Source organism: Aquipseudomonas alcaligenes NBRC 14159, assembly GCF_000467105.1.
GTDB lineage: Bacteria > Pseudomonadota > Gammaproteobacteria > Pseudomonadales > Pseudomonadaceae > Aquipseudomonas > Aquipseudomonas alcaligenes.
Genome location: NZ_BATI01000024.1, coordinates 58,116 through 79,757, shown reverse-complemented (window position 1 = coordinate 79,757; position 21,642 = coordinate 58,116). Strand labels below are relative to the sequence as shown.

The 21,642-nt window shown below is 65.5% G+C and carries 13 protein-coding genes; all 13 read left to right on the top strand.

What is annotated here, in order from left to right; translation table 11 throughout:
* Positions 1–746 precede the first annotated feature (746 nt).
* Positions 747–1,631 (top strand): sulfotransferase family protein, encoded by an 885-nt coding sequence (locus PA6_RS13955; protein WP_021701575.1) that lies wholly within the window; start codon positions 747–749, stop codon positions 1,629–1,631.
* Positions 1,632–1,655: 24 nt separating this feature from the next.
* Positions 1,656–9,878 (top strand): Ig-like domain-containing protein, encoded by an 8,223-nt coding sequence (locus PA6_RS13950; protein ID WP_021701574.1) that lies wholly within the window; start codon positions 1,656–1,658, stop codon positions 9,876–9,878.
* Positions 9,879–9,927: 49 nt separating this feature from the next.
* Positions 9,928–11,418: a TolC family protein gene (locus PA6_RS13945; RefSeq protein WP_043216712.1), complete on the top strand. Its 1,491-nt coding sequence runs from the start codon at positions 9,928–9,930 to the stop codon at positions 11,416–11,418.
* Positions 11,419–11,620: 202 nt separating this feature from the next.
* Complete coding sequence (locus tag PA6_RS13940; RefSeq protein ID WP_021701572.1) at positions 11,621–12,466, top strand: IclR family transcriptional regulator domain-containing protein; 846 nt, start codon at positions 11,621–11,623, stop codon at positions 12,464–12,466.
* 189 nt (positions 12,467–12,655) lie between these two features.
* Positions 12,656–13,612 (top strand): AraC family transcriptional regulator, encoded by a 957-nt coding sequence (locus tag PA6_RS13935; RefSeq protein ID WP_021701571.1) that lies wholly within the window; start codon positions 12,656–12,658, stop codon positions 13,610–13,612.
* Positions 13,613–13,848: 236 nt separating this feature from the next.
* Positions 13,849–15,210, top strand: coding sequence for a benzoate 1,2-dioxygenase large subunit (gene benA / locus PA6_RS13930; protein WP_021701570.1), 1,362 nt, complete (start codon positions 13,849–13,851; stop codon positions 15,208–15,210).
* Positions 15,211–15,699 carry a benzoate 1,2-dioxygenase small subunit gene (benB, locus tag PA6_RS13925; RefSeq protein ID WP_021701569.1) on the top strand — a complete coding sequence of 163 codons (489 nt, stop codon included), beginning with the start codon at positions 15,211–15,213 and terminating at the stop codon, positions 15,697–15,699.
* Positions 15,700–15,781: 82 nt separating this feature from the next.
* Entirely contained in the window at positions 15,782–16,792 is a 1,011-nt protein-coding gene (gene benC, locus PA6_RS13920; RefSeq protein WP_021701568.1) for a benzoate 1,2-dioxygenase electron transfer component BenC, read from the top strand.
* 18 nt (positions 16,793–16,810) lie between these two features.
* A complete protein-coding gene (locus tag PA6_RS13915; RefSeq protein WP_043216725.1) occupies positions 16,811–17,581 on the top strand; it encodes a 1,6-dihydroxycyclohexa-2,4-diene-1-carboxylate dehydrogenase in 771 nt (256 codons plus the stop codon).
* A 64-nt stretch (positions 17,582–17,645) separates the two neighbouring features.
* Complete coding sequence (locus PA6_RS13910) at positions 17,646–18,986, top strand: MFS transporter (RefSeq protein ID WP_021701566.1); 1,341 nt, start codon at positions 17,646–17,648, stop codon at positions 18,984–18,986.
* 29 nt (positions 18,987–19,015) lie between these two features.
* Positions 19,016–20,137, top strand: coding sequence for a muconate cycloisomerase family protein (locus PA6_RS13905; RefSeq protein WP_021701565.1), 1,122 nt, complete (start codon positions 19,016–19,018; stop codon positions 20,135–20,137).
* A gap of 17 nt (positions 20,138–20,154) precedes the next feature.
* Entirely contained in the window at positions 20,155–20,445 is a 291-nt protein-coding gene (catC, locus tag PA6_RS13900) for a muconolactone Delta-isomerase (RefSeq protein ID WP_021701564.1), read from the top strand.
* Between the two features lie 30 nt (positions 20,446–20,475).
* Entirely contained in the window at positions 20,476–21,417 is a 942-nt protein-coding gene (gene catA / locus PA6_RS13895) for a catechol 1,2-dioxygenase (RefSeq protein ID WP_021701563.1), read from the top strand.
* Positions 21,418–21,642: the final 225 nt, after the last annotated feature.

The window sequence follows — 21,642 nt, the reverse complement described above, 5'->3', positions numbered from 1 at the left end:
CGCCGACGATGAAGCAAACTAAATGTCGCTAGTTGAGCTTTGTATGGCAAGTGGCCACGCTGACTCCAATGTGTTGGTTCGCCAGTTGTGAATGTCTCGTCACATTCATTTCAGCGGCTGGTGCGTGACGATTATCGGTGGTGTCTTGTTGAGAGTCTCGTATATGCTCCGGAGCTGTAACATCTGTTATAGATTTTGCTCTCGGGGCCAGCATGGATGCATGCCGTATGTCTTTCCAGACCTTGAGTCTTCACTTGGTAGCATCAACGGGGAGTGCTTTTAAACCGAAGCTCTTTTGCGCCCGTCAGGCCTGCGAGCTTTTATCTGGTCGGCGGTTCGAAAACCGTGTCGGATATTACCGGGTGAGTTCTCTCTATGCTGAACAGTTCGCCATTGAGGAGGTCGGTCGGACCAACTTCGAACAGGCAGATTTGCGAGGTTGCTTGACGGTTGGCCAGCTCTACTTACCCATGATGCGTTGTTCTCCTGCAATGGTAGTGATTTGCTTGAGCAGGGTGAGGGCGCTGATTCATTTGGGAAAATCCCTCCGTATCAAGGCGTTAGCGCAGTTTTTTCGCAATCAGTCAGCGTTTATTCGATCTGATCCTCGGGGCAAGTTGCATCATCATGTTGGACGATAGCTTCCCCTCACAAACATAAGATATGTGTGCCATCGGTACCTTGCGTTACCGGTGTCCTTCATATCGGATCACTGACCCACCAATAGGCAAACGTACACGCAGACCATGATCCATCCATCCCCCGCCTATCACTTCATCTCGGGGCTGCCACGCTCGGGGTCCACGCTGCTGGCGGCACTGTTGCGGCAGAACCCGCGCTTCCATGCCGGCATGACCAGCCCGATCGGGGCTCTGTTCTCCGGGATGCTGAACCAGTTCAGTGCCGGCAGCGAGTTCGGCCCGGTGATCCAGCAGGCGCAGCGTCGGCGCCTGTTGCAAGGGCTGTTCGACAGCTACTACGCCGACCAGGCCGACAAGCAGGTGGTCTTCGACACCAACCGCCTGTGGACCTCCAAGCTGCCGGCCATCCAGGACCTGTTCCCCCGTGCCAAGGTCATCGCCTGCGTGCGCAACGTGGCCTGGGTGATGGACAGCATCGAGCGCCTGTACCGCGCCAACCCCTACGAGAACACCAAGCTGTTCAACGATGACGCCGAGCGCAACAACGTCTACAGCCGGGTCGAGACCCTGGCCCAGCGCAACCGCCTGGTGGGGTTCGCCTGGGCGGCGCTGAAGGAGGCGTATTACAGCGAGCAGGCCGATTCGCTGTTGATCGTCGACTACGACCTGCTGGCCCGGGCACCGGAGAAGATCCTGCGCCTGGTCTACGAGTTCCTCGGGGAGCCGTGGTTCGAGCATGACTTCGAACACATCGAGTACGACGCGCCCGAGTTCGACGAGGCCCTGGGCCTGAAGGGGCTGCACAAGGTCCGACCGAAGGTGTCCATCGAACAGCGCCAGAGCATCCTGCCGCCGGACCTGTTCGAGCAGTACGCCAGCCTGAGTTTCTGGGAAGACGGGCGCAACAGCCGCGCCAATGTCATCCGCAATACAGGGGGACGCGCCGTCGCGGACGCCTCCCCGCTCCAACAACCCGCTGCGATTCAGTGAAATCAGTGCCCAGAGGTATTTGCCATGTGGTGGACTAAATCGAACAAGAACGGCAAGCCGGAAGCCCGTGAGCTGCCGTCGGCAAACCTGGCCACTGGTGCATACCCGCCTGCCCTGGCGATGGCGCTGGAACAGCGGATGATGTTCGACGGCGCGGTCGCGGCCACGACCCAGGAGGTCGCCGCCACGGCCGAGAGCCATGCGGCTCCCACTGACGCCGCGCAGCCTCATGACACCACGCCAGCCACCGCCGCCGCGCCCACCTCCAGCGAGCACGGGAGCACGGTGGTGTTCGTGGATTCGCGGGTCTCGGATGCCGTCAAGCTGCTGCAGGGTGTGAGCCCGGATGCCAAGATCGTCTACCTCGATGCGACCAAGGACGGCGTCAAGCAGATGGCCGACTACCTCAGCCAGCACGGCGGGCAGGACTCGATCCAGATCATTGCCCATGGCAACGAGGGCGACCTGTGGCTGGGCACCAGCTACCTCAACCAGAACACCCTGGCGAACTACAGCCAGTCCCTGGCCCAGGTGGGCTCGGGCATCAAGGCCGGCGGTGACATCCTCATCTACGCCTGCAACACCGCAGGCGGTGAAACGGGGCGTACGTTCGTCGAGTCCCTGGCGTCCCTCACCGGGCGTGACGTGGCGGCCTCCGATGACCGCACCGGCAGCCGGGGCGACTGGACCCTGGAGATCACCACCGGAACCATCGAGGCCACCTCGGCGCTGAGCAGTGCCAGTACCGCCGCCTATGGCCACGACCTGGCAACCATCACCGTCACCAGCAACGCCGACACAGGGGCCGGCACCCTCAGGAACGCCATCGCTTCGGCCCTGGGGGGAGACACCATCACCTTCCAGTCGAGCATGACGGTCGGTCTCGCCAGTGGGCAGTTGCTCCTCAACAAGAACCTGATCATCGACGGTGACCTGGACAACAACGGCACCGCCGACGTGACCATCGACGCCAACCACACCAGCCGGGTGTTCAACATGACCGCCGGCAACGTGACCCTGGACGGCCTGGTGATCACCAAGGGGCTGGTGTCCGGCGATGGGGGTTCCTACAACGGCCTGATAGGCGGAGACGCCCTGGGTGGTGGCATCAGCGTGACCGGTGGGGTCTTGACCCTGAGGAACTCGGCGATCACCGCCAACAAGGCCGCCGGCGGCGGCGGCAACGGTGGCGGATCGAACCAGGGGCTCGGTGTCTATGGCTATGGCGGTGGCGGTGGCGGTGGCTTTGCCGGCGTAGGCGGGGGCCATGGCGGTGCCTACAGGCAGTCCGGCGGTGGTACCAATATAACGGGCAGCGCCGGGAGTGGTGGCACCGGCGGGATTGGTGGCTACAACAGCTATGCCGCCCAGGCGGGCAAGGGGGGCAGCAGCGTCGGCGGGGCCGGTGGTACAGGTGTTCCTGGCCTGGCGACGGGTGGCAACGGCGGTCGCGCCGGGAGTGCCGCCACGGGGTATATCGGGGGGGGCGGCGCTGGTGTAGGGGCCTCCGGCGGACCCGGTGGCGGCAGGGGCGGCAATGCCGTGGGGGGCATGTACATTGGTACGGGCGCCACGGTCTACATGTCCTCCACCAGCATCACCAACAACCTGGGGGCCGGTGGTGGTGGCGGCGGCAGCAGCTATACCAATCCGGCGGCCAATGGCGGTGTGGGCGTGGGGGGGATTTGGAACCGCGGCACCCTGCGCTACGAGAGCAGCACGGTGACCAGCTCCAACAACTATGGGGGTGGCGGCAACGGTGGTGGTAACCAGAACGGGCAGCCTGCTGGCAGCCCCGGTTCGGGCGGCAACTCCGGCAATGAGACCTTCGTTACCAACGGTGGTACCACGGACCCCGCGTGGACCTCCAACGCCGCGCCCACTATCGGCAACCTCAACGGTGACAGCGTCGCCTGGGGCAACGTGGGCAATACCGTGCGCCTCGACGTGGGCAGCAACGCCAGCCTGGCCGATGCCGAGCGGGGGGCACTGAACGGCGGCAACGGCGATTGGTCCGGTGCCAGCCTGGTGATCCAGCGCGCCGGCACGGCGGTGAGCAGCGACGTGCTGGGTTTTGACACCGCCGGCGCGCTGTTCACCGTCAGCGGCAGCAACCTGCAAGCGAACGGGCTGACCTTCGCCACCTTCACCAACACCGGCGGCGTGCTGACCATCACCTTCACCAGCAGTGGCACCACCGCCACCACGGCACTGGTCAACGACGTGGCGCAGCGAATCACCTACCGCAACGACACGCCGGCCGGCGATGCCAACGTCGCGGTCACCCTCAATGACGGTGCCGGGGCAAGTGCCACTGCCAATGTCACCGTGGCCAGCGATACCATCTACGTCACCAACGCCACCGACACCGCGACCATCGACCCCAGCAACGGCGTGAGCTTCAGCGAGGCCGTGGCCATCGCCGCGAACGACAGCACCGGCAGCCAGACCATCATCTTCGCCAGCAGCCTGGCCGGGCAGACGCTGAACCTCAACACCGTGTCGATCAACGAAAGCCTGACCTTCGACATTGACCAGGCCAGCGGCCTGGTGCTCACCGGCGGCACCATCACCCTGGGCGGTGGCACCACGCAGACCTTCACCCATGGCGCCGGCGATACGGCGGCCATCAACAGTATCGTTGCCGGCAGCGGTGCGCTGACCAAGGCCGGGGCCGGCAACCTGACCCTCGCCGGCGCCGGCAACACCTACTCCGGCGCCACCACCATCAGTGCGGGCACCCTGACGGTCAGCGGCGGGGATGCGCTTGCCACCGCGACCAACGTTTCCGTCGCCGCAGGCGCCACCCTGGCCTTGGCGGGCAACGAAGCCTTCGGCAACCTCTCCGGCGCCGGCTCGGTGACCCTGGGCAGCTTCAACCTAACCAGCACCCAGACGGCGGACACCACCTTCTCCGGCGCCATCAGCGGCACCGGTGGGGTCACCTTCACCCAGAGCGGTTCCGCCACCTACTCGACCACGCTTTCCGGCACCAACACCTACACCGGTGCCACCCTGCTGGCCAACTACGGCTGGCTGAAGCTCAGTGGCGACGCCTCCATGGCCGACAACAACGTCGTGCGGGTCAACGGCAACAGCGTCCTGACGCTGCTCTCGAACCAGACCATCGGCAGCCTGGCGAGCAACAACGTCAGCGCCAGCATCCAGCTGGGCAGCTACACCCTCACCGCCGGGGGGGACAACACCTCCACCACCGTCGCCGGGGTGATCTCCGGCACCGGCTCGCTGGTCAAGCAGGGCAGCGGCATCCTGAACCTGTCCGGCAGCAACACCTATGGCGGCACCACCACCGTCGCCGCGGGCGCCCTGTCGATCGCCGGTGACGGCAACCTGGGCAGCGGCGCGGTCAACCTGGCGGATGGCACCGTGCTCAATGTCTCGGGCGCCAGCACCATCGACAATGCCATCACCCTCACCGGCAACAGCACCCTCGACAACGGCAACGCCGTGACCCTCAGCGGCGCCATCAGCGGTGCCTACGACCTGACGAAGACCGGCAGCGGCACCCTGACCCTGTCCGGCAGCAACAGCTACGGCGCCACCTACGTGAATGCCGGCACCCTGAGTGTGAGCAGCGACGGCAACCTGGGCTCGGGCGCGGTCAACCTTGCCGCCGGCACTACCCTGGCCCTCACCGGTGCCACCACCGTCGACAACGCCATCGTTCTCGGCGGCGACGCCGCGGTCAGCGCAGCAGCCAACGTCACCCTGTCCGGGGTGATCAGCGGTGCGTTCACCCTGACCAAGGCCGGGGCTTCGACCCTGACCCTCTCCGGCACCAACACCTATGGCGCCACCACCGTCAGTGCCGGCACCCTCAGCGGCGCCAGCGACAGCAACCTAGGCAGCGGCACCGTTACCCTGGCCGGTGGCTCGACCCTGGCAGTGACCGGCGCCACCACCATCGACAACGCCATTGCCCTGGGCGGCAACGCCACGGTCAACACCGGTGCCGACACCACGCTCTCCGGCGTCATCAGTGGCAGCAACAACCTGACCAAATCCGGCGCCAGCACCCTGACCCTGACCGGCAGCAACACCTTCACCGGCAGCACCACCGTCAACGCCGGCACCCTGAGCATCGCCAGCGACGCCAACCTCGGCGCCGGTGCGCTCAACCTGGCCAACGGCACCACGCTGCAGATCACCGGCAGCACCACCATCGACAACGCCCTGGCGCTGACCGGCCTGGTCACCGTCAACGCAGGGGCCGCGGCCACTCTCTCCGGCACCATCGGCGGCACCGGCAGCCTGACCAAGACCGGCGCCAGCAACCTGACCCTCTCCGGCAGCAACACCAACAGCGGGACCACCACTGTGGCGGCGGGCACCCTGGTGGTCGACGGCAGCACCAACAGCGCCGCCACCGTGGCCAGCGGCGCGACCTTGGCCGGCAGCGGTACCCTGGGCGGCGATGTCACCGTGCAGAGCGGCGGCACCCTCTCCCCGGGCGGCACGGGCGTTGCCACCCTGACCGTCAACGGCAACCTGACCCTGAACTCGGGCAGCACCCTGGCCCTGGACATCAACGGCGCCACCGCCGGCACCGGTTACGACCGGGTGGTGGTCAACGGCAACGTCGACGTCTCCGGCGCCACCCTGGCTGTCACCCACGGCTACGCGGCCGGCAGCGGCGACAGCTACACCGTGATCGTCAACGACGCCGCCGATGCCGTGGTCGGCACCTTCAGTGGTGTTACCGAGGGCACCAAGATCAACGCGGCCGGCAATGGCGCCGAGCTGACCACCAGCTATGTCGGTGGCAGCGGCAACGACCTGACCCTCACCGCGCCCATCGCCCCGACCGTCACCAGCGTCTCGTCCAGCACCGCCAACGGCACCTACAAGATCGGCGACGTCATCACCGTCACCGTGCAGTTCGACGGCGCGGTGAACGTGACCGGCACCCCGACCCTGACCCTGGAGACCGGCGCCACCGATCGGGTGCTCAACTACGTGTCTGGCTCGGGCACCGACACCCTGAGCTTCAGCTACACCGTGCAGGCCGGCGACAGCTCCGCCGACCTCGACTACACCTCCACCTCGGCCCTGAGCCTGAATGGCGGCACCATCAAGGACGGCGCCAACCAGAACGCCATCCTCACCCTGGCAGCCCCCGGCGCCGCCGGTTCCCTGGGCGCCAACAAGGCCCTGGTGGTGGACGGCGTGCGCCCGACCGCCACCAGCATCAACCTCAGCGACACGGCCCTGCGCATCGGCGAGACCGCCACCGTCACCATCACCTTCGCAGAGCGGGTGGTCGGGCTGGATGTCGCCGACTTCAGCGTGGCCAACGGTACCCTCAGCGGCCTGAGCAGCAGCGATGGCGGCCTGACTTGGACCGCCACCTTCACCCCGGACGCCAATGTCAGCGACGCCACCAACATCATCACCTTGAACAACACCGGGGTGATGGACCTGGCGGGCAACGTCGGCAGCGGCACCACCGACTCCAACAACTACGCCATCGATACCCAGCGCCCGACGGCCACCGTCGTGGTCACCGACACTGCGCTGAAGGCCGGCCAGACCACCACGGTCACCATCATCTTCAACGAGGCGGTGAGCGGGCTGACCACGGCTGACTTCAGCGTGGCCAACGGCACCCTGAGCGGCCTCAGCTCCAGTGACGGCGGCATCACCTGGACGGCGACCCTGACGCCCAGCAGCAACCTCACCGACACCACTAACCTGATCACCCTGGACAACACCGGCTACACCGATGTCGCCGGCAATGCCGGCAGCGGCACCACCGACTCCAACAACTACGCCATCGACACCCAGCGCCCGACGGCCACCATCGTGGTCACCGACACCGCGCTGAAGGCCGGGCAGGGCACCACCGCCACCATCACCTTCAGCGAGGTGGTGAGCGGGCTGACCACGGCTGACTTCAGCGTGGCCAACGGCAGCCTGAGCGGGCTCAGCAGCAACGACGGCGGCATCACCTGGACGGCGACCCTGACGCCGAGCAATAACGTCACCGACCCGACCAACCTGATCACCCTGGACAACACCGGCTACACCGATGCCGCCGGCAACACCGGCAGCGGCACCACCAATTCCAACAACTACGCCATCGACAGTGTGCGTCCGACGGCCACGATCACGGTGGCTGACATGGCTTTGTCCATCGGTGAGACCACCACGGTGACCATCAGCTTCAACCGTGCCGTGACAGACCTGGACATTGCTGACTTCAGCGTGGCCAACGGCAGCCTGAGCGGGCTCAGTACCAGCGATGGCGGCCTGACCTGGACGGCGACCTTCATGCCGAGTGCCAATGTCAGCGATGCCACCAACGTCATCACCCTGGACAACTCGGGTTACATCGACGCTGCCGGCAACACCGGAGCCGGCACCACCGATTCGGTCAACTACGCCGTCGACACCCAGCGCCCGACGGCCTCCATCGTGGTCACCGACACCGCCCTGAAGGCCGGCCAGACCACCACCGTCACCATCACCTTCAGCGAGGCGGTGACCGGGCTGACCACGGCGGACTTTAGCGTGGCCAATGGCAGCCTGAGCAACCTGACCACGTCGGACAACATCACCTGGACGGCGACCCTGACGCCCAGCACCAACGTCACCGACACCACCAACCTGGTCACCCTGGACAACACCGGCGTTCAGGACACGGCTGGCAACGCCGGCGTCGGCACCACCGACTCCAACAACTACGCCATCGATACCCAGCGCCCGACCGCCACCATCGTGGTCACCGACACGGCACTGAAGGCCGGGCAGGGCACCACCGTCACCATCACCTTCAGCGAGGCGGTGACCGGGCTGACCACGGCTGACTTCAGCGTGGCCAACGGCAGCCTGAGCGGGCTCAGCAGCAACGACGGCGGCATCACTTGGACGGCGACCCTGACGCCGAGCAATAACGTCACCGACCCGACCAACCTGATCACCCTGGACAACACCGGCTACACCGATGCCGCCGGCAACACCGGCACCGGCACCACCGACTCCAACAACTACGCCATCGACAGCCGTGCTCCGACCGTTACCTCTGTCGGCGTGCCGGCCAACGGCACCTATGTGGCCGGCAACACCCTCGACTTCACGGTGATCTTCGACGAAGCCGTGACCGTCGACACCAGCGGTGGTACCCCGCGACTGGCCATCACCCTGGATACCGGCGGCACCGTCTACGCCAACTATGTCAGCGGCTCGGGCGGCACCGCCCTGGTGTTCCGCCTCACCGTCGCCAATGGTCAGCAGGACAGCAACGGCATCGCCGTGGGTGCCAGCCTCGATGCCAACGGCGCGACCTTGCGTGACGGGGCCGGCAACGCCGCCCAGACCGTGCTCAACAACGTGGGCTCCACCGCTGGCGTGCTGGTGGATACTGCCGTACCGCAGGTCACCAATATCGCTCTCGATGGCACCTCGCCGACCCGTGACACCACCCTCAGCTTCACCGTGACCTTCAGCGAGGATGTCAGCGGCGTCGACCTGGCCGACTTCGCCCTGGCCACCAGCGGCAACGCCAGCGGCACCCTGCTTTCGCTTGTGCAGGTGGATGCGCGCACCTACCGCGTCACCGTCAGCGGCGTCACTGGCCAGGGCACCCTGGGGCTGTCCCTGGCGGCTGCCGGCAGCGGCATCACCGACAATGCCGGCAACGCCATGTCGAACAACTTCGCCACCGTGGGCTACGTGCTCGGCGGGGTCGAGGGCGATCCCGAGTTCCGCGCCAACCCGACGCCCAGTGTGCCGACCACGCCGACCGCACCGATCCAGCCCAACGTGCCCGGTCTGCCGCCGTCCAGCACCACCTCGCCGTTGCTGCCGCCGCCGCTGTTCGAGCAGCCGACCCTGGGCAGCGGGGTGCCGACCGTGGGCAACATCTTCATCAACCCGAACGCCCTGGCGCCCAGCTACATCGCTCAGGTCTTCGCCAGCAGCGACAGCAGCGCCAGTGACGGCGGCGGGCGTGGTTTCCTCGGCTTCGGCGGGGGGGATGGTGGCGTGTTCGGCACCAGCAGCTTCTCCAGCATGTTCGGCAAGGATGTGCCTCAGCAGGACATGCAACTGAAGGTATTCGACGGCAAGCAGTGGCGCGGTGGCGACACCGGCAAGAGTGGGCGGGGCCTGACTGGCGCCCCCACCCTCGGCCAGCAACTGCACGCCATGAAAGAAGCCGACCTGCGCCCCGTGCGCGAGTTGGCCCAGGCCCTCGGGCAGGTGGCGGGGGCCACCGCCCGTGGCTGACATGACAAGAAAGGGAATCACCGTGCCGTACCAGGGGGCGGCCGCCAGCATGAACCAGACCTACAAGCTCTTCACCGCCAGCCTACTGGCCTTGGCCATCAGCGGGTGCGCCGTGACCACCCAGCCCATCGACCGCAGCGAGAGCGAGGCCCGCGCACGGGCGGACCTCTCCAGCATGTTCAAGGACCAGGAGCCCCTGAGCGGGCCCCTGACCCTGAACGAGGCCATGGCCCGCGCCATCAAGTACAACCTCGAGGCGCGCCTGAAGGTGATGGAACATGCCCTGGCCGAGCGTCAGCTGGACCTGGCCACCTTCGACATGCTGCCGCGCATGGCGCTGTCCGCCGGCTATGCCGGCCGCAACAACGTCAGCGCCTCCAGCAGCCGCAGCATCGAGACCGGTTCCCAATCCCTGGAGCCGTCCACCTCCCAGGACCGCGACCGCAACGTCGCCGACCTCACCTTGGTGTGGAACGTGCTCGACTTCGGCGTCAGCTACGTCAGCGCCAAGCAGCAGGCCGACCAGCGCCTGATCGTCGAGGAGCGCCGCCGCAAGGTCATCCACACCATCACCCAGGACGTACGCTCCGCCTACTGGCGCGCCGTGGCTGCCGAACGCCTGCTCAAGCAGATCGACAGCCTCATGGCCCGTGTCGACAAGGCCCGCAACGACAGCCACAACCTGAGTGCTCAGCGTATCGGCGACCCGGTACAGGCGCTCAGCTACCAGCGTGCCCTGATTGAGGCTACCCGCCAGTTGGAAGAGCAGCGGCGAGCCTTGTCGCTGGCTAAAACCGAGCTGGCTGCACTGATCAACTTGCCGTTGAACACTGATTTCCAGCTGGCCGCCAGCAGCGACTACAGCGTACCGGAACTGAAGGTGGATTTCGCTCAGCTGGAACAGCAAGCTCTCTCCAGTCGGCCGGAACTGCGTGAGCAAGATTACCAGGCGCGTATCAGCGCTGCGGAAACTCGCAAAGCCATGTTGCGCCTGCTGCCGGGCCTGGAGTTCTCCGCTGGTGGCCACTCTGACAGCAACAGCTTTCTGGTTAACCAGAGTTGGGCCGACTATGGCGTAAAAGTGACATGGAACCTGTTCAACGCGCTCTCTGCTCCAGCAGCCATCGACGTAGCCAAGGCCGGTGAAGACGTTACCATTGCACGACGTCAGGCCATGTCCATGGCTGTCCTCGCGCAGCTCTATGTAGCCAATGCCAACTATGCCGAAGCCCGCCGGCAATACCAGACCAGCCAGCAACTGGCCGATCTGGACGGGCAGATCGCTCAACAGTTGCGCAACCGCTATAGCACCCAGAGCATCGGCGAGCTGGAGCTTATCCAGGGCGAGCTGAACACACTGCAAGCTCAACTGAGGCGCGACTTGGCCTACGCCGATCTGCGTAATGCATACAACCAGGTATTTGTCAGTGCTGGCGTGGATTTGCTTCCAACCAGTATTCCGGATACCCGGCTGTCTACCCTTGCGAAGGCGTTGCAGGAAGGGGAGTCACGGATATCCGCGGGGCAGCTGAAGCCCTGAGTCTGAAAGGGCGCCCTGGGAATGCCGGCCTCCGCCGGCTTTCTCTACAGTGGTTTGCGCCGCGTGGCGCTGCTCTGATGGCTAGGTTGATTCCGATTGCCGTATCGGGGGCTTGGTGCGTCTTACGTCTCTCTTGTATGCAGTTCGGTGATTGCGGCTTACTAGCCGAAACGATGCCATCACCGCTTTGCCTGGAGGTCCCTTGAGCGAAGATCGCCCGCCGCTGGCGCCGCCGCCCTATGTGTCGCCGGCCAGGCGCATCGCGGAGTACGCCGGCGACCCCAACTTCATGACTTCGTTGGCGCGCGGGCTGGCTGTCATCAGCGCCTTCCAGGAGCGCAAGCGGCACCTGACCATCGCGCAGATCAGCCACCGCACCGAGATTCCCCGCGCCGCGGTGCGGCGTTGCCTGTACACCCTGCTGCAGCTGGGCTACGCCACCACCGATGGCAACACCTACTCGCTGCTGCCCAAGGTCCTCACACTCGGTCACGCCTACCTTTCTTCGACGCCGCTAGCCGTGGCGGCGCAACCCTTTCTCGACCGGCTCAGCGAGCAGTTGCACCAGGCCTGCAACCTGGCCTCCCTGGAGGGTGAGCAGGTGCTCTACATCGCTCGCTCGGCGATTCCCCAGCGGCTGATCTCGGTGGACCTCAGCGTCGGCAGCCGCTTGCCGGCGTACTGCACCTCCATGGGCAGGATTCTCCTGGCGGCGCTGGACGACGATCAGCTGCAGGACTACCTGGCCAATGCCGAGCTGATCGCCAAGACCAGCCGTACCCTGCATACCCGCGAAGCCCTCTGGGAGTGCCTGCAGGGCGTGCGCAGCCAGGGCTGGTGCATCGTCGATCAGGAACTGGAGCAGGGCCTGCGGTCACTGGCGGTACCGGTGTGCGACTCGGCCGGCCGTGTGCTGGCGGCGATGAATGTCAGCACCCATGCCAGCCGCGTTTCGCTGGCCGAGCTCGAACGGCGCTACCTGCCGTTGATGCTCGAAGCCAGCCGTGACCTCAGCAGCCAATTGTTCGGGGCTGAGCGGGCGTGCTGAAAGCGGGCGATTATCGCCCGCTGCGGTAGGCGCATGCGTCCGGATTACCTAATCTGCGCGGTGACTGGCCTTAACGCCCGACCGCTTATCGGCCCATGTGCGGCAAAGGGCGATTAACCTGTATCAATGCTCTAGCGAGACGGGTTGCACCTCGTCCCGACAATAACAATGACAAGAGTGCCTTGAGTGATGGAGTTTCGTCTGCTGAACGAGAAGAGTCGGCTGTTTGCCGGAGCCGACCCCTACGCGGTGTCCGACTATGTGAACCAGCATGTTGGTTCGCACTGCATTCGCCTGCCGCAAACCGGCCACCCGGCGGCAAACCTGAGCCACCGCAGTTTCGGCAGTGTCGATCTGTGCCGCATCAGCTATGGCGGCAGCGTGCAGGTCACTTCTCCGGCCCTGGAAACCATCTACCACCTGCAGATACTGCTGGAAGGCCACTGCCTGTGGCGTGGCCGCGGCGAGGAACATTACTTCAGCCCTGGCGAGCTGTTGCTGATCAACCCGGATGATCCGGTCGACCTGACCTACTCGGACAACTGCGAGAAGTTCATCGTCAAGCTGCCGGCCAAGCTGATCGAGAGAGCCTGTAGCGAGAACAGCTGGCATTCCCCGTCTGGCGGCATTCGTTTCGCCAATCGTCACCTGTTGCAGCAGCTGGATGGCTTCGTCGGCCTGCTCGGCCTGGTCTGCGAGGAGGCGGAAAGCGAGCAGTCGCTGCCGCTGGTGCGCGATCACTACACGCGCATCATCGCCAGCAAGCTGCTGGGTCTGCTCAGCAGCAATGTCAGCCGCCAGGAGCTGCCCGAGAGCAACCCTTCGTTCGAGCGCCTGGTGCAGTTCATCGACGACAATCTCAAGCAGGACATCAGTCTCGAACAGCTGGCCAAGCTGGCCCACATCAGCCCGCGTGCGCTCTATTCGCTGTTCGACCGCCACCTGGGCACCACGCCCAAGCACTACATCCGTCAGCGCAAGCTGGAGAAGGTGCATGCCTGCCTGAGCAACCCGGCGACCAAGGTGCGCAATGTCACCGAGGTGGCGCTGGACTATGGCTTCCTGCACCTGGGGCGCTTCTCCGAAAGCTACAAGAGCACCTTCGGCGAACTGCCTTCCGACACCCTGCGCCGCCGCGAACTCTGATCAGGGCGCGCCCTGCGCACCGCTGCTTCGCGGCTGTGCGGGGCGCCGTCGTCTTGCTTGCATCTACCCGTTCCGGGCCCTCCTGCAATAGCTGCAGGCCGCGTATCCATTGGCGTCTACGACCTTGGTCGGTTTCTGCAGGAAACGGATAAAGGTCCTGCAATAACTGGATATTGTCAGGCGAATCCAGGCCATAGCCTTCATACCGTTGACACAATAACAACGGAGCCATGGCGATGAACCTGGGACTCGACTACCTGAACGGCCTGCTGCAAGAAGACAAGGAAAAGGGCATTTTCCGCTGCAAGCGCGAGATGTTCACCGACCCGCGCCTGTTCGACCTGGAGATGCAGCACATCTTCGAAGGCAACTGGCTGTACCTGGCCCACGAAAGCCAGATCCCGCAGAACAACGACTACTACACCACCCACATGGGGCGCCAGCCGATCTTCATCGCGCGCAACAAGGAGGGTGAGCTCAACGCCTTCATCAACGCCTGCAGCCACCGCGGCGCCATGCTCTGCCGCTTCAAGAGCGGCAACAAGGCCACCTACACCTGCCCGTTCCATGGCTGGACCTTCAACAACAGCGGCAAGCTGCTCAAGGTCAAGGACCCCAAGGAAGCCGGCTACCCGGACAGCTTCGACTGTGACGGCTCCCACGACCTGAAGAAAGTCGCCCGCTTCGAGTCCTACCGCGGCTTCCTGTTCGGCAGCCTGCGCGAGGACGTGGCGCCGCTTGAGGAGTTCCTCGGCGAGTCACGCAAGATCATCGACATGATCTGCGACCAGTCCAGCGAGGGCCTGGAAGTGCTGCGTGGCTCCAGCACCTATGTCTATGAAGGCAACTGGAAGCTGCAGGCCGAGAACGGCGCCGACGGCTACCACGTCACCGCCGTGCACTGGAACTACGCGGCCACCCAGCAGCAGCGCAAGCTCAAAGAAGCCGGCGACGACATCCGCGCCATGAGCGCCGGCGGCTGGGGCAAGAAGGGCGGCGGTTTCTACTCCTTCGAGAACGGCCACCTGCTGCTCTGGACGCGCTGGGACAACCCCGAGGACCGTCCGCTGTTCGCCGACCGCGAGCGCCTGGCCGCCGAGTTCGGCGAGGCCCGCGCCGACTGGATGATCGGCCATTCGCGCAACCTCTGCCTGTACCCCAACCTGTACCTGATGGACCAGTTCGGCTCGCAGCTGCGCGTGGCCCGGCCGCTGTCGGTCGACAAGACCGAAGTGACCATCTACTGCATCGCACCCAAGGGCGAGAGTGCCGAGGCCCGCGCCCGCCGTATCCGCCAGTACGAAGACTTCTTCAACGTCTCCGGCATGGCCACCCCCGATGATCTGGAAGAGTTCCGCGCCTGCCAGCAGGGCTTCGCCGGCCGTGCCATGGAATGGAACGACATGTCGCGCGGGGCCAAGCACTGGGTCGACGGCGCCGACGAGTCGGCCAAGGAAATCGACCTGCACCCGCTGATGAGCGGCGTGCGCACTGAGGACGAAGGCCTGTTCGTGCTGCAGCACCACTACTGGCAGCAGCAGATGATCGCCGCTCTGAAAAAACAGCAAGAGCAACTGATCCACGTGGAGGGCGCGTAAATGAGTCTGACCTATGACGCCGTGCGCGATTTCCTCTACCGCGAGGCACGCTACCTGGACGACAAGCAGTGGGACGAGTGGCTGGAGCTGTATGCACCGGACGCCGAGTTCTGGATGCCGGCCTGGGATGACAAGGACGAGCTGGTGGAAAACCCGCAGACCGAGATCTCGCTGATCTGGTACGGCAACCGTAGCGGCCTGGAGGACCGGGTGTTCCGCATCCGCACCGAGCGCTCCAGTGCGACCATCCCGGACACCCGCACCTCGCACAACATCAACAACATCGAGATCGTCGAGCAGGGCGATGGGCTGACCAAGGTGCGCTTCAACTGGCACACCCTGAGCTTTCGCTACAAGACCGTCGACCACTTCTACGGCACCAGTTTCTACACCCTCGATACCCGCGGCGAGAACCCGCTGATCAAGGCCAAGAAGGTGGTCCTGAAGAACGACTACGTGCGGCAGGTCATCGACGTTTACCACATCTGAATCCGCGGCAGCGTTGCCGGCGGGAGCGCTGCGCTCCCGTCTCGGGCCGCTGCACGCCGAAAAACGCATTGCGAGGTGCGCCATGAGCCACAAGATCGCCCTTAATTTCGAAGATGGGGTTACCCGCTTCATCGACGCCAAGGTCGGCGAAACCGTCGCCGATGCCGCCTATCGCCAGGGCATCAACATTCCCCTGGATTGCCGCGACGGTGCCTGCGGCGCCTGCAAGTGCTTCGCCGAAGCCGGCCAGTACGACCTCGGCGAGGAGTATATCGAGGACGCCCTGAGCCAGGCCGAGGCCGAGCAGGGCTATGTGCTGACCTGCCAGATGCGCGCCGAGAGCGACTGCGTGATCCGCGTGCCGGCCTCCTCGCAAGTGTGCAAGACCCAGCAGGCCAGCTTCGAGGCGGCCATCAGCGCGGTGCGCAAGCTCTCCGACAGCACCATCGCCCTGTCGATCAAGGGGGAGGCCCTGAGCCAGCTGGCCTTCCTGCCGGGGCAGTACGTCAACCTCAAGGTTCCGGGCAGCGAGCAGACCCGCGCCTACTCCTTCAGCAGCCTGCCCAAGGACGGCGAAGTCAGCTTCCTGATCCGCAATGTGCCGGGTGGGCTGATGAGCAGCTTCCTCACCGGCCTGGCCAAGGCCGGCGACAGCATGACCCTGGCCGGCCCGCTGGGCAGCTTCTACCTGCGCGAGATCAAGCGGCCGTTGCTGCTGCTGGCCGGCGGCACAGGCCTGGCACCGTTCACCGCGATGCTGGAGAAGATCGCCGAGCAGGGCAGCAGCCATCCGTTGCACCTGATCTACGGCGTGACCAACGACTTCGACCTGGTGGAAATGGACAAGCTCGAGGCCCTGGCCGCGCGCATTCCCAACTTCACCTACAGCGCCTGCGTGGCCAACCCGGAAAGCAGCTACCCGCATAAGGGCTACGTCACCCAGCACATCGAACCCAGGCACCTCAACGACGGCGAAGTGGACATCTATCTATGCGGCCCGCCGCCGATGGTCGAGGCCGTCAGCCAGTTCATCCGCGAGCAGGGCATCGCCCCGGCCAATTTCTACTACGAGAAGTTCGCCGCGTCGGCGTGAGCGAGTGAGGTGGGCATGATGAAGAAACGTTTCCAAGACAAGGTCGCCGTGGTCACCGGTGCCGCCCAGGGCATCGGCCGCCGCGTCGCGGAGCGGCTGCTGGAGGAGGGCGCGCAACTGGTGGCGGTGGACCGCTCCGAGCTGGTCCACGAGCTTGCCGAGCAACTGGGCGGCAACGTGCTGACCCTGACCGCCGACCTGGAGCAGGCCGGCGACTGCCAGGGCGTGATGCGCTCTGCCGTCGAGCGCTTCGGCCGCCTCGACATCCTGATCAATAACGTCGGCGGCACCATCTGGGCCAAGCCGTTCGAGCACTACGAAACCGCGCAGATCGAGGCCGAGGTGCGTCGCTCGCTGTTCCCCACCCTGTGGTGTTGCCACGCCGCGCTGCCGCAGATGCTGGCGCAGGGCGCTGGCGCCATCGTCAACGTCTCCTCCATCGCCACCCGCGGGGTCAACCGCGTGCCCTACGGCGCGGCCAAGGGCGGCGTCAACGCGCTGACCGCCTGCCTGGCGTTCGAGACCGCCGAGCGCGGCATCCGGGTCAACGCCACCGCCCCCGGTGGCACCGAGGCGCCGCCGCGGCGCATCCCGCGCAACGCCGCCGAACCGAGCGCCGAGGAGAAGGGCTGGTACCAGCAGATCGTCGACCAGACCGTGCAGAGCAGCCTGATGAAGCGCTACGGAACCATCGACGAACAGGTCGGCGCGATCCTCTTCCTGGCCTCTGACGAAGCCTCCTACATCACTGGCGTGACCCTGCCGGTGGGCGGCGGCGATCTGGGCTAGTGCCCGGTCGCGCTTTCCAGCCCAACAGTCGTTCACAACAAAAACAACAGAGAGAACCGATGCCATGCGACAGATAGACGTTCACCAGGTTATCGACAACGCGCGCTTCAGCCGCTTTCACTGGATGGTCATGGCGCTCTGCGCGCTGCTGCTGATCTTCGACGGCTACGACCTGTTCATCTTCGGTGTGGTGCTGCCGGCGATCATGCAGGAGTGGAATCTGACCCCGCTGCAGGCCGGTGCCCTGGGCAGCTATGCACTGTTCGGAATGATGTTCGGCGCCCTGAGTTTCGGCACCCTGGCCGACAAGATCGGGCGCAAGAAGGGCATCGCCATCTGCTTCGTGCTGTTCTCCAGCGCCACCATCCTCAACGGCTTCGCCAGCAGCCCGACCGAGTTCGGCATCTTCCGCTTCATCGCAGGCCTGGGCTGCGGCGGGCTGATGCCCAACGCCGTGGCGCTGATGAACGAATACGCGCCCAAGCGCCTGCGCAGCACCCTGGTGGCGGTGATGTTCAGCGGCTACTCGCTGGGCGGCATGCTCGCCGCCGGCGTGGGCATCTACATGCTGCCGCGCTTCGGCTGGGAGTCGATGTTCTTCGCCGCCGCCGTGCCGCTGCTGCTGTTGCCGCTGATCCTGTGGAAGCTGCCGGAGTCGGTTGGCTTCCTGGTGCGCCAGGGCCGTCACGAGCCGGCCCGCGCGGTACTGGCGAAGGTTGAGCCCGGTCTGCTGATCGATGCGGCCGACCAGTTGCACATGAGCGACAGCCAAGGCCAGGGCGTGGCCGTGTTCGAGCTGTTCCGCGACGGCCGCGCGCTACGCACCCTGTGTCTGTGGCTGGCGTTCTTCTGCTGCCTGCTGATGGTCTACGCGCTGAGTTCCTGGCTGCCCAAGCTGATGGCCAGCGCCGGCTACAGCCTGGGTTCGAGCCTGTCGTTCCTGCTGGCGCTGAATTTCGGCGGCATGGCCGGGGCTATCGTCGGCGGCTGGCTGGGCGATCGCTTCAACCTGGGCAAGGTCATGGTCGGTTTCTTCATTGCCGCCGCCGTGTCGATCAGCCTCCTCGGCTTCAACAGTCCGACGCCGCTGCTGTACGGCCTGATCTTCATCGCCGGCGCCACCACCATCGGCACGCAGATCCTGCTGTACGCCGGCGCCGCGCAGTTCTATGGCCTGTCGATCCGCTCCACCGGCCTCGGTTGGGCCTCCGGCATCGGCCGCAACGGCGCCATCGTCGGCCCGTTGCTCGGTGGTGCGCTGATGGCCATCAACCTGCCGCTGCAACTGAACTTCATCGCCTTCGCCGTGCCAGGTGCCATCGCTGCCCTGGCCATGGCGGTGTTCACCCTCAGCGGCCAGCGGCGCCAGGCGGCGTCCGCGGTGCTGACGGCGGCCAAGGCCTGAGCCTTTAACCCTCTGACTGGAAGCCTGAAATGAGCCACGTCCTGATCGAAAGCGTGTCGGCGGTGATCGTCGATCTGCCGACCATCCGCCCGCACAAGCTGGCGATGCACACCATGCAGCAGCAGACCCTAGTGGTGATTCGCGTGCGTTGCAGCGACGGCCTCGAAGGCATCGGCGAGTCGACCACCATCGGTGGCCTGGCCTATGGCAACGAGAGCCCGGAGAGCATCAAGCAGAACATCGACAGCCACCTCGGCCCGCTGCTGGTCGGTCAGGACGCGGCCAACATCAATGCCTGCATGCTGCGCCTGGACAAGGCGGCCAAGGGCAACACCTTCGCCAAGTCCGGCCTGGAAAGCGCGCTGCTCGACGCTCAGGGCAAGCGCCTGGGCCTGGCGGTCAGCGAGCTGCTCGGCGGCCGCGTGCGCGACAGCCTGGAAGTGGCCTGGACCCTGGCTTCCGGCGACACCGCCAAGGACATCGCCGAGGCCGAGCAGATGCTCGATCTGCGCCGCCACCGCATCTTCAAACTGAAGATCGGCGCCAACCCGGTGAGCCAGGATCTCAAGCACGTCATCGCCATCAAGCAGGCCCTGGGCGAGCGTGCCAGCGTGCGCGTCGACGTCAACCAGTACTGGGACGAGTCCCAGGCCATCCGCGCCTGCCAGGTACTGGGCGACAACGGTATCGACCTTATCGAGCAGCCAATCTCGCGCATCAACCGCGCCGGCCAGGTGCGCCTGAACCAGCGCAGCCCGGCGCCGATCATGGCCGACGAATCCATCGAGAGCGTCGAGGACGCCTTTAGCCTGGCGGCTGATGGGGCGGCCAGCATCTTTGCCCTGAAGATCGCCAAGAACGGTGGCCCGCGCGCCGTGCTGCGCACCGCGCAGATCGCCGAAGCGGCCGGCATCGCCCTGTATGGCGGGACCATGCTCGAAGGCGCCATCGGCACCCTGGCTTCGGCCCATGCCTTCGTCACCCTGCGCCAGCTGACCTGGGGTACCGAGCTGTTCGGCCCGCTGCTGCTGACCGAAGAAATCGTCACCGAGGCGCCGGTCTACCGCGACTTCGCCCTGCAGGTGCCGCGCACCCCCGGCCTCGGCCTGACCCTGGACGAAGAGCGCCTGGCGTTCTTCGCCCGCGAGTGACCTGAGAGGAAGTTCCCATGCTGTTCCACGTGAAGATGACCGTCCGCCTGCCGGCCGACATGGACCCGGCGCGCGCCGCCCAGCTCAAGGCCGACGAGAAGGCGCTGGCCCAGGGCCTGATGCGCGAAGGCAAGTGGCGCCACCTGTGGCGCATCGCCGGGCACTACGCCAACTACAGCGTGTTCGACGTGGAAAGCGTCGAGGCCCTGCACGACACCCTGCTGCAGCTGCCGCTGTTCCCCTACATGGATATCGAAATCGACGGCCTGTGCCGCCATCCCTCGTCGATTCATAGCGACGACCGCTAAGCCCCGACAACAACAAGCGAGGAAATCATCATGACCGTCAAAGTCAGCCACACCGCCGAAGTCCAGAAACTGTTCAAGGAGGCCAGCGGCCTCAACAACGATCAGGGCAGCCCGCGCCTCAAGCAGCTCACCCTGCGCATCATCAGTGACATCGCCAGGATCGTCGAAGACCTGGAGGTCAGCGACGACGAATTTTGGAAGGCGGTGGATTATCTCAACCGCCTGGGCGGGCGCAACGAAGCCGGCCTGCTGGTGGCCGGTCTGGGCCTTGAGCACTTCCTCGACCTGCTGCAGGATGCCAAGGACGCTCAGGTCGGCCTCACCGGCGGCACCCCGCGCACCATCGAAGGCCCGCTGTACGTCGCCGGCGCCCCGGTCTGCGAAGGCGAAGCGCGGATGGACGATGGCACTGAGCTGGACAAGGCCACCGTGATGTTCCTCGAAGGCGTGGTGCGCGACACCGACGGCCAGCCGGTCGCCGGCGCGGTGGTCGACCTGTGGCATGCCAACACCCAGGGCAACTACTCCTACTTCGACAAGAGCCAGAGCGCCTACAACCTGCGCCGCCGCATCGTCACCGATGCCGAGGGCCGCTACCGCGCCCGCAGCATCGTGCCATGTGGCTACGGCTGCGCCCCGGACGGCCCGACCCAGGAATGCCTGGACCTGCTCGGCCGTCATGGCCAGCGCCCGGCGCATATCCACTTCTTCATCTCCGCGCCGGGCCACCGTCACCTGACCACCCAGATCAACCTGGCCGGCGAGAAGTACCTGTGGGACGACTTCGCCTACGCCACCCGCGACGGCCTGGTCGGCGATATCCAGTTCGTCGAGGACGCCGCTGCCGCGCGCGACCGTGGCCTTGAGGGCAACCGCTTCGCCACCCTGGAATTCAACTTCCAGCTGCAGAAGGCCCCGGCGCCCAAGGCCGAGCAGCGCAGCGCCCGTCCGCGCGCATTGCAGGGCGCTTAAGCGCAAGACGCTTTGCTCCCCTCGCCCATTCATGGGAGAGGGGGCGGGGGAGAGGGGAACAAGCAGTACCGAGTTGCCTGTCCAACCCTCTCCCCAGCCCTCTCCCGTAAACGGGAGAGGGGGCTAAAGCGCCCGTGCGCTGATATGAGCCGTACCGTCACCTCTCCCTTTGAGCGGGGGGCTCATCACAAACAACAAGAGCGCTTCCCAAGAAGTGCCAGCCTG